The following is a 16,391-nucleotide window of genomic DNA, read 5'->3' as shown; positions in this document are numbered from 1 at the left end:
GTTCTCAGCTGGCGGCCCCGTAGCACGGTGTCGGCGCGGGCACGGTCAGCCGGCCCAGCACCAGCGGCGGATCGACCGCGCGCCGGCGGCGCAGTGGCAGGTCCACCGACAGCACCGCGCACGGGTGCACGGTGACCGGCCCGGTCACGGCGACGAAGGGCTCCGGCTCGGTCCCGGCGGCGTAGGCGGTGCGCACGGAACTGGCCACCAGGTACCACGTTCCGGACGGCACGTCGGTCAGCAGGAAGTGGTCCGGCTCGGCCATGATCGTGCCGCACACCGGCTGGCCCTGGGGCACGGGCTCCGGGAACAGCCCCACGAAGATCACGCCGGTCTCGTCGGCCTCGGTGCTGCGCAGCCGCCCGTGCACCAGCGCCGAGCCGGGCCGCCTGCGGGCGCGCGGCTCGGTCGACACCATGGTGGTGAAGCCGCCGGCCTGCCGGTAGGCGCTCGGCGACAGGCCGACGCTGCTGTGGAAGCGCGCGCTGAACGTGCCGACGCTGTGGTACCCGACCTGGTAGCTGATGTCGGTCACGCTGTCCGAGGTGGCCAGCAGCAGCCGCTTGGCCTCATGGAGCCGCAGCGCGGACAGGAAGCGGCCCGGCGAAACGCCGGTCACCCGCTGGAATATCCGCGAGAAGTGGAATCGGCTGAACATCGCCGACCGGGCCAGGTCGTCCACCGTGAGTTGGTGGCCGAGTTGCTCCCGCATGACCTCGACGGCCCGGCCGACCACGTCCCGCATCTCCGCGCCAACCCGATCATCGCTATTCTCCCCCACCGCGATCACCCTTTCGCGCACACATCGGACACGGCGTCGACAATGTGAGTGTTGCGGCTCGTATACCGCCGTCCAAAACAGTGCGGCGCAGATTCCAATGCCTCGGATTCGGACATTACCAGTGGCTCCATGGCCGTGCAAGGAAGTTCGAACAGCGGTCACGGTGACGTAAATGCGGTAATTGACATACGTTGTGTCACCACCCGAACAGAGCATTCATTGATCCGACCAGCGCAATCCCGGAGGTGCGACCTGCCGTTTCCGTCACTGATGATAGACCCGAACGATCACATCCGAAGCTCCCTTAAATCATTGGGGCCGATAGTCCTGTTTCAGAACTCGTACCTACGGTTTCGATACGGATGGATACGAGGAACGGATGGCGGGACGGGCCATTGCCGAATTCGGAGGGATAGCCGTGGACCCGGGAACCGCGCAGCAACAGGTGGCCAGGACGATGACCCTGGAGGCGTTCGCCGACACGATCGTGCCCGGTGAGAAGCGCTTCCCGGCGGACCGGTCGGTGGCCGGCGCGGCGTCCGGCGGCGGGGCCGTGGTGGCCGGCGCGATCGAGCTGCTGGAGACCCCGGCGGCCGGCGTGGCCGGCGGCCTGACCGACCTGGCCCGGATGCTGAACGAGCACGCCACCGCGTACGCGCGCGAGCACGGCCGGGACCTGGACGGGGACGTGCCGGCGTTCGTGGCGCTGGCCTTCGACGACCGCAGCGCCCTGGTCCGCGCCCTGACCGGGCCGGACCACCCGGAGCGCGACGGCTGGGTGGCGCTGGCCCTGTTCAGCAACATGGCCTTCGACACCGCCGCGCACCGGCACACCACCGAGGCCATCGCCGAGGGGCACGTCGGGCTGGCCACGATGGGCTTCGCCGCCCCGGATCCGGACGGCCTGTGGCGGTTCCCGGCCTACTCCTACGGCCGCCCGCTGGCCGACCTGCACCCCGACACCACCGCCTCCGGGAGCCTGGCATGACCGAGCCTGCGGGCGAATCATTCGCCGTGGAGCAGACCGACGTCCTGGTGGTCGGCAGCGGCTTCGGCGGTGCGATCACCGCCTACCACCTGGCCGCCGGCGGCGCGCGGGTGGTCGTGCTGGAGCGCGGGCCGTGGCTGCGCAGCGACGAGTTCGAGCACGACTTCATGCTCGGCTCGTCGTACACGCGGATCTTCGACTTCGTGGTCGGCGACGGAATGGCCCTGCTGGGCGGCAACTGCGTCGGCGGCGGCAGCGTCGTGTACTTCGCCGCCATGCCGCGCGTGCCGTCGTTCGTGTTCGAGCGCAAGGGAAGCATCGGCCGCCGCATGTGGCCGGCCACCATCGACCGCGCCGCCCTCGACCCCTGGTACGACCGGGTCGAGCAGGCCCTGCCGGTCAGCCGGAACGACTGGAACACGGTCACCTACGCCGGTGGGCTGTTCGCCGCCGCCTGCGCGCGGGCCGGGCACACCGCCAACCCGGTGCCGGCGGCCGTGGACAACACCCTGTGCACCAACTGCAACTGGATGATGGCCGGCTGCCGGTTCGACGCCAAGCGGTCGCTGCTGCTCAACTACCTGCCGGGCGCGATCGCCAACGGCGCGGAGATCCGGCCGCTGCACGAGGTCCAGCGGATCGCGCGCACCGACGACGGCGGCTACCGGGTGCACTACAACGTCATCCACGACGACGACTACCGGCTCACCAACGGCTCCGGCGCGATCGACGCCAAGATCGTGGTGCTCGCCGCCGGCGCCGGCGCCACCCCGGTGATCCTCCAGCGCTCGGAGGCCGAGCTGGGCGCGATGCCGCACGCGGTGGGCCGCTACTTCTCCGGCAACGGGGAGCGGCTGAACACCGCCGTCATCGACGAGGACAAGGCCCGGGACCTGCTCGGCGTGAGCCGGCCCGACGGCAGCGCCTTCCGGGCCAACCAGGTCGGCAAGGGCCCGTGCGTGGCCAGCTGGGACCGGCTGGACGGCAGCCTGCCCGAGTACTCCCGGTTCAGCCTGGAGCAGCTGTACTTCCCGCCCGGCTTCGGCACCATCCTGGCCCAGGTGCCCGGCCCGGACGGGCCGACCTGGTTCGGCCCGGAGAAGAAGGAGCTGCTGCGGCGGTGGCAGTCCTGGCTGACCACGTTCACCATGTCCGAGGACGACAACGAGGGCGAGTTCGGCGCTCCCCCGCCCACCGGCAACGCGTTCCGCATCTCCCAGCAGATGCTGGGCCGCGGCCCGATCCGGTACCGGCCGACCGAGAACACGCTGCGCGGCTGGGCCGAGTCCGACGCGCAGGTGAAGGAGATCATGGAACGGGACGGGCTGGCGACCGTGCTGCCGTGGAGCAACGACGTGGTCGGCGCGTACACGGTGCACCCGCTGGCGTCGTGCCGGATCGGCGACGACCCGGCCACCTCGGCCCTGGACGACCGGCACGAGCTGCGCGGCCACCCGGGCATCTTCGTCACCGACGGCTCCGCCGTGCCGTGCGCGCTGACCGTGAACCCGGCGCTGACCATCGCGGCGCTGGCCGAGCGGGCCGTCCCGGGCATCGTGCGGGCGGCCAGGCAGCGCGGGGTGGCGGTCAGCTACGGCGCGTCCCTGCCGTGATGAGCGGAGCGCTCCTCCGGGCGGTGCTGCGCCGGCGGCCCGCTCGGATCCGCTACGTCAGCCCGGTGCCCGACCAGGCGGTCTACCGCGAGGTGGAACGCGAGTTCGGCCTGGTCGCGCCGCCGATCACGCTGCACTCGCCGCACCCGCTGGCGCTGGCCGCCGGCTGGGTGATGCTGCGCGAGTCCCTGGTCGTCACGACCTCCGCGTCCCGTCGGGACAAGGAGGTCGTGGCGGCCGCGGTGTCGCTGGGCAATGCGTGCCCGTACTGCGTGGCGGTGCACAGCGCCACGCTGCACGGCCTGGCGCCGGACGGCGTCGGCCGGCTGCTGGCCGCCGGACGGCTGGAGCGGATCCAGGACGCCGAGGTCCGCCGGCTGGCCGGCTGGGCCCACGACACCGGCCGCCGCGAGCTGGCCCGGCCGGCCGCGCTGCCCGACCACGCCGCGGTGGCGGTGGTGTTCCACTACATCAACCGCATGGTCACCGTGTTCCTCGACGACAGCCCCGTGCCGGCCCAGGTGCCGGCCCGGGTGCGACCGCTGGTGCTGCGGACGCTCGGCCGGTTCCTCCGCCCGGCGGCCCTCGCCCGCCATGCCCCGGGCACTTCGCTGTCCCTGCTGCCGCCCGCGCCGCCGCCGGCCGACCTGGGCTGGGCGGAGGGGAGCCCGGTGCTCACCGACGCCTTCTCCCGGGTGTACGCCGCCGGCGACGAGATCGGCCGGCAGTCCGTGCCCGAGTCGGTGCGGGCCCTGGTGGAGGCGGAGCTGGCCGCCTGGGACGGCCGGCCGCGCGGGATCAGCCGGGGCTGGGTCGACACCGCACTGCTCGACTGCCCCGACGCCGACCGGGCCGCCGGTCGGCTCGCGCTGCTGGTCGCGCTCGCGCCGTACCAGGTCGACGAGCAGGTGGTGGCCGAGTTCCGCCGCACCGACCCGCGAGACGCCACACTGGTCGGCCTGGCGTCCTGGAGCAGCCTGACCGCCGCGCGGCGGGTGGGCAGCTGGCTGGGCCGACCGACCTGACCCGACCGTCCACACAGGAGGAAACCGTGTCGTCCCCGATCCTTGGCAGCATCCTGCTCGGCAGCTCCGACCCCGAGCGGCTCAAGCAGTGGTACCTCGACGCGCTGCGCCCCACGGAGAACCAGTACGGGTTCCTCCAGTTCGGCGCGGTGTCGATCCTCATCGACGGCCGTGACGACGTCGCCGCCCGCACGGCGGAGCCGGGCCGGGTGCTGCTCAACTTCCACGTCGACGACGCCGAGGCCACCGCCCGGCACCTGACCGAGCTGGGCGCGAGCTGGGTGGCCGAGCTGGAACAGCGTCGGGACGGGCTGTTCGGCACCGTCACCGACCCGGACGGCAACTACGTGCAGATCATCCAGCTCAGCGCGGAGTACCTCGCCAGCGTCCAGTGACACGAAGAAGGCTCGGCCGGTCCGGCCGAGCCTTCTTCGTGTCCGCCGCTACTTCGCGCCGAGCCAGGACGGCCCCGGCGCGGGGCGGCGCATCGCGTGCCGCAGCACCCGCACCATCATCGACGGCCGCATGAGGGCCTGCGGCGGGTCGATCAGCCCGGCGACCCGCATGAACGCCGCCGTCACGTCGGCGTCCTTGGTCGCGGCGTACTGCACCCGGGCCAGATAGGCGTTGCCCACCCGGACCTTCACCGTCCGCCGGCCCTCCACCGCGGGGAAGTCCAGGTCGCCGCCGGTGGAGATGTCCCACGCGACGTCGACCACCTTGGCCAGCCGGGCGAAGAACTCGCCGGCCCCGCCGCCGCCGCGCAGGTGCTCGCGCAGGGCCATCGTCTCGATCGCGGCGACGCTCATGCCCTGCCCGTACACGGGATTGAAGCTGCACACCGCGTCGCCGAGCACCAGCAGGCCCTCGGGGAACCGGGTCAGCCGCTCGTACCGGCGCCGCACGCTGGCCGGGAAGGCGAAGGACGCCGGCTCGTCCAGCGCCTCGGCCTCCCGCACGGCGTGGTAGACGTCCGGCACCGGCAGCGAGCGGGTGAACTCCAGGAAGCCCTCCGGATCGGTCGGCGGGTGGTCGCCGAGGATGCCGGTCAGCGACAGGATGCACGTGTCGGTGCCGACCTGCCCGAAGAACGCGCCCCTGGGGTGTGCGGGCGAGGCCACCGGGTTGATCGACTGCACCCCGTCGAACATCTCCGGCTTCATCCGGTAGTGCCGGGTGGTGTAGGCCAGGCCGATCTTCACCCGGTCCACGTCCGGCCGCCGGTAGCCCAGTTCCTCCAGCCACACCGGGGTCCGCGAGCCCCGCCCGGTGCAGTCCACCACCAGATCGGCGGGCAACTCCTCGACCGCGTCACCGTCCTCCGCCCGGAGCCGGACGCCGGTGACCCGCGAGTGGTCCGAAGTGGACAGCAGGTCGAGCACCGTGCGGCGTTCCCCGATCCGCACGTTCGGCAGCGCCGCCACCCGGGTCCGCACGTGGTGTTCGAGCACCGGGCGCGGCGCGGTCACCGAGACCAGCCCGGTGTGCGCCGGCCGGAGCTTGCGGGCGTTGAAGAACCACCGCATCTCGCCCAGGTCGCCGGTGGGCACGCCGGCCGCGCTGAGCTCGGCGGTGAAGTCCGGGAACAGCTCCTCCAGGATCAGGTGGCCCCGGGCGTGCAGCCCGTGCGCGTGCCGGGTGTGCGGGGCGCCCCGCCGGGACTCCCGCACCCCCAGCACCGTGTCCCGGTCGAGCACCGTGACCTGGTCGAACGACTCGGCCAGCACCCGCGCGGCCAGCAGCCCCGCCATGCTCGCGCCCAGCACCACCGCGGTCCCACGTCGTCTGCTCACCGGCTACCCCCTTCGCCCGACCAGTTCGCGCAGTTCGTTGCGCAGCACCCGGAGCACCGTGCCCGGCCGCATCAGCGCCTCCGGCGGCTCGACCAGGCCGGCCACCCGCATGAACGTCCGGGTGAGCTGGCTGTCCGAGGCGGCCGCCGCGTGCAGCCGGGCGATGTAGGCGTTGCTGAACCGCACCTTGGCCGTGCGCGGCCCGGCCACCTGGGCGAAGGCCAGGTCGCCACCGGCCGAGATCTCCCACGGCAGGTCGATCACCTTGGCCACGTCGGCCAGGAACCGGCGCGGGTTGGGCACACGGTCGCGCCGCAGGTGCTCGGCCAGCGTCAGCGCCTCCAGCGCGGCGACGGTCATGCCCTGCCCGTAGACCGGGTTGAAGCTGCACACCGCGTCCCCGACCACCAGCAGCCGGTCCGGGAACCGGTCCAGCCGCTCGTAGCGTCGGCGCACGCTGGCCGGGTAGCGGAACGCCACCGGGTCGTCCAGCGGCTCGGCGTCCCGGATCGCCCGGTAGACGTCGGGCACCGGCAGGGACCGGGCCCAGTCGAGGAAGCCGTCCGGGTCGGTGGGCGCGCGGTCGCCGAGCACCCCGGTCAGCGACACCGCGTACTGGTCGTTCTCGATCCGGGTGAGGAACGCGCCGCGCGGGTGCGACGGCGTGGACACCGGGTTGATGGACACGTCCCGGCCGAACACCTCCGGCGGGCACCGCCGATAGCGTCGCGTGGTGTACGTGAGGTCGATCTTCACCCGGTCCTCGGCCGGCCGCCGGTAGCCCAGTTCCTCCAGCCACACCGGGGTCCGCGAGCCCCGCCCGGTGGCGTCCACCACCAGGTCGGCGGTCAGCCGGTGCTCACTGCCGTCGGGACGGCGCAGCCGCACGCCGGTCACCCGCTCCCGCCCCGAGGTGGTGGTCAGGCCGAGAATGTCGTGCTGCTCCAGCATCTCCACGGTGGTGCGCGCGGCCACCCGGGCCCGCACGTGGCTCTCCAGCACCGGCCGGCTCGCCGCGACGCAGGTCAGCTCCGACGGGGCGGCTGACAGCCGCCGCCCGTGGAAGTACCAGCGCACGGTGCCGGCCAGGTCGGACAGCGGCGCCCCGTCGGCCACGATCTTCTCGGTGAAGCCCGGGAACAGCTCCTCGATCACCTGCTGTCCCTTGGCCAGCAGGCCGTGCACGTGCGCGCCCTGCGGCACGCCCCGCCGCGCCGTGGTCACCTGGTCCAGCTGGTCGCGGTCGACGACCACGACCCGCTGGTAGGTGTCGGCGAGCACACGGGCCGCGAGCAGACCGGCCATGCTGCCGCCGAGCACCACGGCCCGGCCGCCGCCCAGGTCGCCGGTCATGACGCGGTGCGCGGGCTGTTCTGGTACGCCGCCAGCCACCACTGGCCGTCCTGCTTGACCGCGAGCCAGCTGGCCCGGATGGCGCGGTCGTCGGCCACGTCGGACTCGCCGGCGTGCAGCACGCCGCCCTGGGTGATCAGCAGGGCGGTGTCCGGGCCGAGGAAGCGGGTGTCCAGCGGCTTGCCGGTGACCTGGGTGCCGCGGTACGGCCCGGCGAACGCCTCGGCCATGTAGGAGCCGATCTCGGCGCGCCCCTTGCGGTACACGCCGGGCAGGATCATCGTCCCGTCCTCGGTGAACACGCCGGCGAACGCGTCGGCGTCCTGGTAGGCCCAGGCCGCGACGACGCGCTGGGTCAGCGCCACCACCGCGGCCAGGTCGGAGTTGCTGGCGGTCATGCTGGGGTCCCCTTCCGGTCAGATGTAGAGCGTGTTGGGCGGCAGTCCACACAGGACCCGGCCGTACAGCTCGAAGTTGGTGTCCGGGTGCATCAGCGCGTGCAGGTTCACCGCGTTGACGTCCCGGGCGATGCGCTGGATCGGCACGTCGCGGTAGATGGAGGAGCCGCCGCTGGCCGAGGCCAGCACGTCGACGGCCTCCTTGGCCAGCCGGCACACCGCGCCCATGTCGGCGCGGGCCTGCGCCCGCTCCAGCAGCGACCACGGCGAGCCGTCCTCGCCCTTGCCGTCGACCAGCGCGGCCAGCCGGTGGGCGTGGAAGTCGGCCTGGTCGACCTTCATCGTCGCCTCGGCCACCTGGTGGTGGGTCAGGGGCGCCTCGATCTGCTTGTCGTAGCCGGTGTAGGTGATCTTCCGGTCGGGCAGCCGCTTGTGGAACGCCGCCAGCGCGCTGTGGGCCAGGCCCAGCACGGTGCCGACCGAGGAGGCGGAGGCGACCGGCAGCAGCGGGTTGCGGTAGATCGGCGAGTCCGAACTGGCGTTGGGCGGCGTCTGTCCACTCAGGACTGCCGGTAGCGGCAGCACCCGGTGCGCCGGCACGAACAGGTCCTTGGCGACGGTGCTGACGCTGCCGCTGCCCCGCAGGCCCGAGGTGTGCCAGTCGTCCACGATCAGCAGATCGCTCATCGGCACCACGGCCATCACCGGGTACGGCTCGCCGCCGTCGGCGGCCAGCACCGCGATGATCACCTGCCACTGGCTGTGCAGGCCGCCGCTGATGAAGCCCCACTTGCCGTTCACCACCACGCCGCCCTCGGCCGGGACGGCGATGGCGCTGGGGCTCAGCGTGCCGCACACACGCACGTCCGGCGTGCCGAACACCTCGTCCTGCACCTCGTCCGGGAACAGGGTCACCATCCAGCCCGGGATCCAGTACACCGAGGCGGTCCACGCCGTCGAGCCGTCGGCCCGGGCCAGCTGCGCGGCCACGTCGACCAGGGTGGCGGTGTCGGACTCGTAGCCGCCGTAGCGGGCGGGCACCCGCATCCGGAAGATCCCGGCCGCCGCCAGCGCCTCGATGGTCTCCTCGTGCAGGCGGCGGTTGTCCTCCGCCCAGTCGGCGTGCTTGCGCAGCACCGGGATCAGCTCGCCGGCACGGCGCACGAGCTCCGCCCGCGTCGGGCTAGCGGTGGTGGGCACCATGTCCTCCTCGTGAGTGGTCGGGACGGGGCCCGTCCAGAGTGCTCAACCGGCGCTGCCGGCGGCATCTTCGGACGTGCGGTGGCCCGACCGCCGGGCCGCGACCAGATAGCTGCGGGGCAGGCCGCGGATCGAGGCGGCCACCGCGGCGGCCGGCCAGCGCCCGTAGTTGGCCCCCGGCTCGCCCGGCTGCCGCACGTCGGTGACCGACCAACCGGTGCCCTCGACGAAGCGTCCGGGTTCGTCGGTGCCGAACCGCCACGGGCTGCCGGCCTCCTCCAGCCGGCCCAGGAACCGCCGAAGGTACGGGAAACTGAAGATGCCGGTGCCGATCAGGTCGGCCGCCAGCCGCGAATCCGGCGCGGACAGCGCGGCCGCGGTCGAGAGCACGCTGTGCGCCATCGCCTCGGGCAGGTAGAACAGCAGTCCCTCGGCGAACCACACTGTCGGCAGGCCCGGGTCGAAACCGGCCCCGCACAGCGCGCCGGCCCAGTCCTCGGCCAGGTTCACCGGCACGGTCCGCCGCACGCAGCGGATCGCCGCGCTGTCGGCCGGCAGCCGGCTCTCCTTGTACGCCAGCAGGTCTTCCTGGTCCACCTCGTACACCACGGCGCCGTCCGGCCAGTCCAGCCGCAGGGCGCGGGTGTCCAGGCCGGCGCCGAGGCCGACCACCTGGCAGCGGTGCGGGCCGACCGAGGCGGTGATGAAGTCGTCGAACCAGCGGGTGCGGATGGGCAGGAAGGGGTTTCCCTCGCTGGCGGCGTAGTCCGGGTGGAAGTGCGCGAGCAGGTCGGCGCCCTCGGCGCCGGCCAGCCCGGCGGCGAACGGGTCGGTGAACAGCCGGTCCGGCCGGCGGCTCTCGCGGGCCCGGGCCGCCGCCGTCCAGCGCGCGGTCTTGGCCACCTCGGCGAACATCTCGGGCTGCTGGGAGGTGTCAGCGGTCATCGGGTGGCGTCCTCACAGACCCTCGACGATGCCGGCCCGCACCGCGTTGACCGCGGCCGTGGTCCGGTTGGGCGAGTTGAGCTTGAGCATGATGCTGCCGACCAGCCGCTTGGCCCCGTGGCTGGAGATGGCCAGCCGGCGCGCGATCTGCTTGTTGCTCAGACCCATCACCAGCAGGGTCAGCGCCTCGGTCTCGCGGCTGGTCAGCTTGGCCGTGCGCATCCGCTGGGCCGAGGCCGGGGTCTCGGCCCGGGCCAGCAGGTCACGGGCGAAGGCCGACGGCATGGGCAGCTCGCCCCGGGCGCACCGGCGCAGGCCGTCCCACAGCGAATGCGCGGACAGGTCGTGCTGGGACAGGAAACCGTCGATGGGCACCGGGGCGTCGCCGAACTGGTCGGGCGCGGCCGACTCGTCGATCAGGACCAGCACCTTCACCCCGGACAGCCGGTCCCGCACCGCGTCCAGCCAGTGCGCGTCAGCCGCCGCCACGAGCAGGAAGTCGACGGTGTGCTCGGCGACGAACCGGACCAGGGCGTCCGGGCCGTCGCAGCGGTGCACCGCGCGGACCGCGGGCAGCGAGCCGAGCACCGACTCCGTGCCGCGGCACAGCACCTCGTTGGCGGCGAGGACCGCGACGCTCAGATCGGTGATCTCTTGTGTGTCGATGGAGACGGGAATTGACATCTGCGACCTCTCAGTGGCTTCCGGCCGCCCGGTTCGCGGCCGCCGCATTGCCGTAAGCCATTGATACCAACGGTTTCCCTGGTTCGGCCGCGCCCTTTCTCCGTGTCAGCACGACATTTACGTGGCACGGTCGCGCCAGGAGGTCAGCACGACCGCGCCAGCTCGAGCAGCTCGTGCTCCAGCCGCCGCAGGAACCGCTCGGCCTGGTCGGCCGACAGCACCCCCGTGTCGGCGGCCAGCAGCAGCCGGATCGCCTCGACGCCGTCCAGCGCGAGCAGCGTGAACGGCCGGTCCGGCCGGAAGTCGGTCGGCCGGAACGTCGCGGCGGCCGGCAGCAGGGCGACCGGCCGCCGGTTCGGGTCGGCCCGCACCGACGCGCGGGCGTCGTTGAGGAAGCAGTCCATCTCCACCGCCCGGCCCCGGGCCGCCTCGGTCAGCAGCCCCGGTGGGAAGCGCGCGGCCCGGTAGGCCCGCATCGAGGCGGTCCAGGTCGCGCGCAGGCGGTCGGCGAACTCGGCGCCCGACACGGAGATCGTGACCGGCACTTCCTGGATCAGGTTGCCGACCGTCGCCCGCTCGGCCGGCCCGAACCTGTTGCCGGCCACCAGTTGCACCGCGCACCGGCTCGTCTCGCACCACCGGCCGAGCAGTGTCGTGACCGCCGTCATCAGCACGACCGACGTGCTCACGTTGTGCCGCAACGCCAGCAGGTCCAGGGCGAAGTCGAGCGCCGGCGACTCGATCCCGCAGGCGACGAACTCGGCCCGGCGGGCCGACGGGAACATCCGGGCCGGCCGGGTCGCGAGCTCGGCCCGCAGATGGGCCGCTGCCCGGCCGGCGGCCGCCCGCCCGGCCGGGGATTGCTGCCACGCCACCAGGTCCAGCGGTTGCGGGGCCGGCGGGCGCGCTCGCCGCCGGACCTCGCTCGCGTCCAGCGACCAGGCCAACTCGGCCATGGCCACCCGCATGCCGGCCAGGTCGGCGGCCACGTGCGGCACGCACAGCGTGACCGCCCGGGGCACGCCGTCGGTCACGCCGACCAGCGCACGCACCGGGAGGTCCGAGTCCAGCGCGAACTCCTCGCGGGTCATCGCCCGTTCGTGCCGCACCGCGAGCCCGACCGGGTCGGGATCCCGGGGCGAGGTCGTGAGCAGGACGTCGACCGGGAACTCCCCCGCCGGCACCACCTGCTGCACCGGATCGCCGTCCGGGCCGGGGTGGAACAGCGTGCGCAGGGACTGGTGCCGCGCCACCAGTTCGGCCAGGCGGTCGAGCACGTCGGCCACGGTCGGGCCGGGCGGCACGAGCACGGTTCGCGACAGGTTGTAGAACCCGCCGCACGGCCCGCGCGCCCGCATCAGCGACCACATCTCGTGCTGGGCCCAGGTCGCCGGTCCCATGGCCGCCGGCCCGCCGTCGAACCGGATCTGGTGGCGTTCGACCCGGGCCATCAGCCCGCGAACGCCGGTCGCCCGCCGCCCCGGCTGGCCCGGCGCACCACGAAGGCCACCGCGAACAGCACCGCGATCCCGGCCAGGTTGGCCAGCGCCACCGTGCGGTAGAAGGCCATCGGGTCGTGCGACGCGGCCACCACCAGCACGCTGGCCACCACGATCACCGCGTAGTAGAAGAGGTTAAGCGACACCGCGAGCAGCCCGGCGCCCAACTGTTCCATCACGTTCAGCGAGGTCAGCACCGGCCCCTGGAGCACGTAGGTCAGGCCGATCGTGCCCAGGTACAACGCCGTCTGGCCGGCCACCGGGGCCGAGCTGGTCATCAGCGAGCCCAGCGGGCCGGCCAGCGCCCACACCAGGACGCCGATCAGCACGTACACGCCGAACGTGAGCTCCATGCCGGTGCGCAGGGTGTTCGGCAGCCAGGCAAGCCTGCCGGCCCCGCGCTGCTGGTTGAGCACGATCGCGGTGGCCGAGCCGAGCACGATGCCCGGCATCAGCAGGAGCACCTGCAGGCTGGAGGAGCTGGAGAACGCCGACACCACCGACACGTCGAACTCGCCGAGCACGCGCAGCAGCACGAAGTTCGCTCCGAACAGGATCACCTGGGTGGTCGCCACCGGCAGGCCGATCCGGCGGAGCTGGACGATGACCTCCGGCTGCCAGGGCAGCCGCTGTCCCCGCTGCCACAACCCGGTGCGGCGCAACAGGAACAGGCCGAGGACCAGGCCCACCGCCGAGGACACCGCGATGAACAGCGGCACGCTCTCCACGCCCACCCCGCCGCCGAGGCCCACCAGCGCCACGCCGCCGAACTGGATCACCGCGCCGAGCAGCGTCACCACCGCCGCGTGCCGGGTGTGCCCGAAGCCGCGCAGGCTCGACGCGCACAGGACCACGCCGATGTACGTCAGCTCCGCCAACGCCATCCACTGCACGAACTCGATGAAGTCCCCGAACGCCCACGGCGGCACCCGCAGCGCCACCGCCAGCGTCGGCGCGCCGTAGAGCAGCACCATCGACAGCACCGTGCCCAGCATCAGCCAGGCGCGGGCGAAGCTCGCCGCCATCGGCGCCACGTCCTGCGGCCGGCCCCGGCCCCGGTTGATCGCCGCCGTCACCTGGTTGCTGATGTCGAAGGCGATGAACAGGGCCAGGAACAGGCTCGCCACCGGCATGTACAGGGCCCGGATGTACAGCGCGTCGCCGCCCATCCGGCCCAGCAGCGCGGTCACGCCGACCAGCACCAGCAGCCCCACCACCTCGGCCAGCGCCATCGGCACCACCAGCCGGATCAGCGCCCGGCGGATCGAGGTCCGGTCCGGTCCCGGCACCGCCCACGCTCCCGGCGGCCCGTCCGGCGGACCGCCGCCCCCAGGAGGTCCGTCCATCGGTCCCCCGGGCGGACCGCCCATGCCACCCCCGGGCGGACCGCCCATGCCGCCGCCGGGCGGCGCGCCCATCGTGCCGCCGGGTGGGCCGGCGGGGGCGCCGCCGGGGGGCGCCGGCAGGTAGTCGCGGTCGTGTTCAGCCATGATCCCTTCTCCTTCGCGCGAGGTGGTGGTAGACGGCGAGTTTCTGCACGTTCCCCGTGCCCTCCATGAACTCCGTCCCACGGGCGTCCCGGGCCAGCTTGTCCAGCAGCGGATGGTCCAGGCGCGCGCCGGCGCCGAAGAAGCCGAGCGCGGCGGCGGCGGCGTCCTCGGCCAGGCTGGTGGCGCACGCCTTGGCGGCGGAGGCCAGGTGGCCGTCCGCGGGGTCGGCGTCCACGGCCACCGCCGAGCGCCAGACCAGTTGGCGCACGCCGTCAATGCGCACGCCGAGCGCCGCCAACCGGTCGCGTTCGGCCGGGGAAAGCGCATGGCGGTTGGTGCGGACGTAGTCGTAGGCGGCACGGGCGATCCCCAGCGCCATGGCGGCGACGGCGGGACGGATGCGGTTGAACACCCGCACCCAGCTCCAGGTGCCGCGGCGGGCGGCGGACATGTGCTCGCCGAGCAGCCGCGACCGGTCGAGCGGCACACCGCGCAGGTCGACCTGGCTCAGCAGCGCGGCCCGCAGGCCGACGGTGGGCAGCGCGGTGGCGCTGAACCCGGGGTCGTCCCCGTGCACCAGCACGGCCCGGATGCCCAGCGGCCCGGGGCCGGACCGGGCGAACACCACGCCGATCCCGGACCGGGTGGCGTTGCCGATGTACCGTTTGGCCCCGGACAACGTGAGATCCTCGATGGTGGTCGCCAGGCGGTCGGTGGCCGAGCCGCCGCCCGGCTCGGTCAGCGCCAGGAAGGTCCACGTGTGCTCGGCCAGCAGCCGGCCGAAGAACGCCTCCTGCTGGTCGTCGTCGCCGAGCAGCGCGACCAGCGGCCCGGCCATCGGCGCGCCGGGCGCGGCAATCAGGGCCCCGATGTCGCCGGCCGCCAGTTCTTCGAAGCACACCACGTGTTCCAGGGCGCTGTCGCCGTGGAACCGGTGCCCGTCGACGACGAGCGGGCGGGGGTGGAACCGGCGCGGGTACTGGAACAGTCCGATGTGCTCGATCACCGGCAGGTTCAGGTGGCGGCGGATCAGGTCGGGATCACGGTCCAGGTCCAGCGCGATGGCCCGCAGGTCGGCCGCCCACTCGGCCGACCGGGCCCGCAGCGCGCACAGCCGGTCGTCCAGCACGATCATGGCGTCCCACCCAGGTAGACGTCGGCGAGCAGTTCCGAGAGGTGCACGGCCGCGCCCGGCCCGTCGGCCAGGAAGCCGCCGGCCCCGCGCAGCCGTGACAGCGCCCGGTCGGTCTCGGTGATCTGTCGGTGCGCCTCGTGCAGCAGGGCCGGCGTCGGCCGGGAACCGCCCAGCAGCAACGCGTCCACCGTGAGCTGGCCGGTCAGCGCGTCGGCGAGCTGACCGGCGACGAGCAGGTTGCCCAACAGCGAACGGGTTTCCAGGTGGGCCAGGCAGTCCTCGGCCAGCGCCGCCGAGGCGCCGAGGCGTACCCAGGCGATTCCGGTCGCCCACCACAGATCGGTTTCCACCACCCGAGGCCCCGGCGGCACGGGCCGACGGAGGGCGACCAGGCCGGCGGCGGACAGCAGTTCGTCGGTGAGCGGTTGCTCCGGTTCGGCGGAGCGTTCGGAGAGCACGCCGCCGAACCAGGCCGAGGTCGCCGTCTCGGCCACCGACCTCGGCACCAGGGCGTGGCCGCCCGGCCCGAAGGGCAGCACCTTCGGGCCGAGCATCCCGCACAGCGCCGACAGCCCGGCGACCAGACCATCCACATGGGACAGTCGCCGGCAGTCGGCCCACGGCTCGGTCACGGCCGACCGCCCACTTCGACCAGGCACAGCCCGAGGTAGCGCAGTGCCCGGTCGTAGTCGGCGACCAGCGCCAGCCGGCCCTCGTCCGGCCAGCTCGTGCCGAGCCCGTCCCAGGCCCCGGTGCAGGGACGGCCGTTCTCGGCCACCCGCACCGGCGCCGTCGGGCAGAGCTCGGCCACAGCGGCCAGGTCCGGCCCGACCGCCACCACCGCCGGACCGGCCTCGCGGGCCAACTCGGCCACGGTCGTCACGGCTTCTTCCACACCGATGTCGGAGAACTGACTCGTGCTCAGCTCAGCGCCCTGGTCCTGCCGCTCCAGGACCAGGGCCACCACCGCGTCCTGGGTGGGCATCACCGCGCCGGACGGCGGCTGCTCGTCGCTCATCAGCGTCGTCTGGTCGGCCACCACCAGCAGCGCCCGCCGCATACCGTCCAGCGCCATGTAGTCCGCGATGATCCGCAGCGCGCTGAACGGGGCGACCGTGCCCTGGTCGGACACGGCCATCACGAGCGGGTCGCCGGGCAGCGCCTCGGCCAGGTAGCAGGCCGGCCAGCCCGGCTCCGCGTCCGGCGTGCTGTGCGCCAGCACGGCGATGTCCACCGGCCCGAGCGAGCCGTCGAGCCGGCCGAGCGTGCCCGCCACCAGGTCGGTGAACGTGTTGCGACGCACCCGGGTGAAGTAGTCGGCCCGGTGCCGCAGCCCGTACAGCGCGGCCAGATCGGCGAAGTAGCTGATCAGGCCGGGGTCGTAGGCCCGGCCGGCGCCGGCGACCCGGCTGGCGGCCATGCTGATCCGGAAGGGGCGGTGACCCGCTCCCGCCGGCGCCTCCGCGAACGCTCCGGCCAGGTACATG

At 73.4% G+C, this 16,391-nt stretch carries 16 protein-coding genes; 4 read left to right on the top strand and 12 right to left on the bottom strand.

Translation table 11 applies throughout. From position 1 onward, the window contains the following. Positions 1-4: 4 nt before the first annotated feature. On the bottom strand, positions 5-781 hold the full coding sequence (locus tag BJ998_RS37250) for a helix-turn-helix domain-containing protein (RefSeq protein WP_312890504.1): 777 nt from the start codon (positions 779-781) through the stop codon (positions 5-7). A 457-nt stretch (positions 782-1,238) separates the two neighbouring features. On the opposite strand from BJ998_RS37250, the gene BJ998_RS37245 reads away from it, so the two are divergent. Genes BJ998_RS37245 through BJ998_RS37230 form a run of 4 tightly spaced genes read left to right on the top strand, consistent with a single transcriptional unit; the run spans position 1,239 to position 4,802 of the window. Beyond that, positions 1,239-1,769: a DUF5987 family protein gene (locus BJ998_RS37245; RefSeq protein ID WP_184869183.1), complete on the top strand. Its 531-nt coding sequence runs from the start codon at positions 1,239-1,241 to the stop codon at positions 1,767-1,769. Further along, complete coding sequence (locus tag BJ998_RS37240; protein ID WP_184867975.1) at positions 1,766-3,382, top strand: FAD-dependent oxidoreductase; 1,617 nt, start codon at positions 1,766-1,768, stop codon at positions 3,380-3,382. Before BJ998_RS37245 ends, BJ998_RS37240 begins: the two co-directional genes overlap by 4 nt. Further along, the gene (locus BJ998_RS37235; RefSeq protein WP_184867974.1) at positions 3,382-4,407 is read left to right on the top strand and encodes a carboxymuconolactone decarboxylase family protein; all 1,026 of its coding nucleotides are present in this window, start codon (positions 3,382-3,384) and stop codon (positions 4,405-4,407) included. Before BJ998_RS37240 ends, BJ998_RS37235 begins: the two co-directional genes overlap by 1 nt. A 26-nt stretch (positions 4,408-4,433) precedes the next feature. Next, a complete protein-coding gene (locus BJ998_RS37230; protein ID WP_184867973.1) occupies positions 4,434-4,802 on the top strand; it encodes a VOC family protein in 369 nt (122 codons plus the stop codon). Between the two features lie 48 nt (positions 4,803-4,850). Here the strand turns inward: BJ998_RS37230 and BJ998_RS37225 are convergent, their stop codons facing one another. The 11 genes from BJ998_RS37225 to BJ998_RS37175 all read right to left on the bottom strand — a co-directional run bounded on the left by BJ998_RS37225 (position 4,851) and on the right by BJ998_RS37175 (position 16,390). Continuing rightward, entirely contained in the window at positions 4,851-6,200 is a 1,350-nt protein-coding gene (locus BJ998_RS37225; RefSeq protein ID WP_184867972.1) for an FAD-dependent oxidoreductase, read from the bottom strand. A 3-nt stretch (positions 6,201-6,203) separates the two neighbouring features. After that, complete coding sequence (locus BJ998_RS37220) at positions 6,204-7,553, bottom strand: FAD-dependent oxidoreductase (protein WP_184867971.1); 1,350 nt, start codon at positions 7,551-7,553, stop codon at positions 6,204-6,206. Continuing rightward, the gene (locus tag BJ998_RS37215; RefSeq protein WP_184867970.1) at positions 7,550-7,951 is read right to left on the bottom strand and encodes an SgcJ/EcaC family oxidoreductase; all 402 of its coding nucleotides are present in this window, start codon (positions 7,949-7,951) and stop codon (positions 7,550-7,552) included. The genes BJ998_RS37220 and BJ998_RS37215 overlap by 4 nt, the downstream gene beginning before the upstream one ends. An 18-nt stretch (positions 7,952-7,969) precedes the next feature. After that, entirely contained in the window at positions 7,970-9,154 is a 1,185-nt protein-coding gene (locus BJ998_RS37210) for an acyl-CoA dehydrogenase family protein (RefSeq protein WP_184867969.1), read from the bottom strand. A gap of 42 nt (positions 9,155-9,196) precedes the next feature. Then, positions 9,197-10,096, bottom strand: coding sequence for a class I SAM-dependent methyltransferase (locus BJ998_RS37205; protein ID WP_184867968.1), 900 nt, complete (start codon positions 10,094-10,096; stop codon positions 9,197-9,199). A gap of 12 nt (positions 10,097-10,108) precedes the next feature. After that, complete coding sequence (locus BJ998_RS37200; protein WP_184867967.1) at positions 10,109-10,780, bottom strand: helix-turn-helix transcriptional regulator; 672 nt, start codon at positions 10,778-10,780, stop codon at positions 10,109-10,111. Between the two features lie 143 nt (positions 10,781-10,923). Beyond that, the gene (locus BJ998_RS37195) at positions 10,924-12,231 is read right to left on the bottom strand and encodes a condensation domain-containing protein (RefSeq protein ID WP_184867966.1); all 1,308 of its coding nucleotides are present in this window, start codon (positions 12,229-12,231) and stop codon (positions 10,924-10,926) included. Continuing rightward, positions 12,231-13,769: an MATE family efflux transporter gene (locus BJ998_RS37190; RefSeq protein WP_221338255.1), complete on the bottom strand. Its 1,539-nt coding sequence runs from the start codon at positions 13,767-13,769 to the stop codon at positions 12,231-12,233. Before BJ998_RS37190 ends, BJ998_RS37195 begins: the two co-directional genes overlap by 1 nt. Further along, complete coding sequence (locus tag BJ998_RS37185; protein ID WP_184867965.1) at positions 13,762-14,904, bottom strand: acyl-CoA dehydrogenase family protein; 1,143 nt, start codon at positions 14,902-14,904, stop codon at positions 13,762-13,764. The genes BJ998_RS37190 and BJ998_RS37185 overlap by 8 nt, the downstream gene beginning before the upstream one ends. Continuing rightward, complete coding sequence (locus BJ998_RS37180; protein ID WP_184867964.1) at positions 14,901-15,536, bottom strand: hypothetical protein; 636 nt, start codon at positions 15,534-15,536, stop codon at positions 14,901-14,903. The genes BJ998_RS37185 and BJ998_RS37180 overlap by 4 nt, the downstream gene beginning before the upstream one ends. Further along, a complete protein-coding gene (locus BJ998_RS37175) occupies positions 15,533-16,390 on the bottom strand; it encodes a hypothetical protein (protein ID WP_184867963.1) in 858 nt (285 codons plus the stop codon). Before BJ998_RS37175 ends, BJ998_RS37180 begins: the two co-directional genes overlap by 4 nt. Position 16,391: the final 1 nt, after the last annotated feature.

It is taken from the genome of Kutzneria kofuensis (assembly GCF_014203355.1).
Taxonomy (GTDB): Bacteria; Actinomycetota; Actinomycetes; order Mycobacteriales; family Pseudonocardiaceae; genus Kutzneria; species Kutzneria kofuensis.
This window is presented reverse-complemented; position numbering and strand designations above follow the sequence as displayed.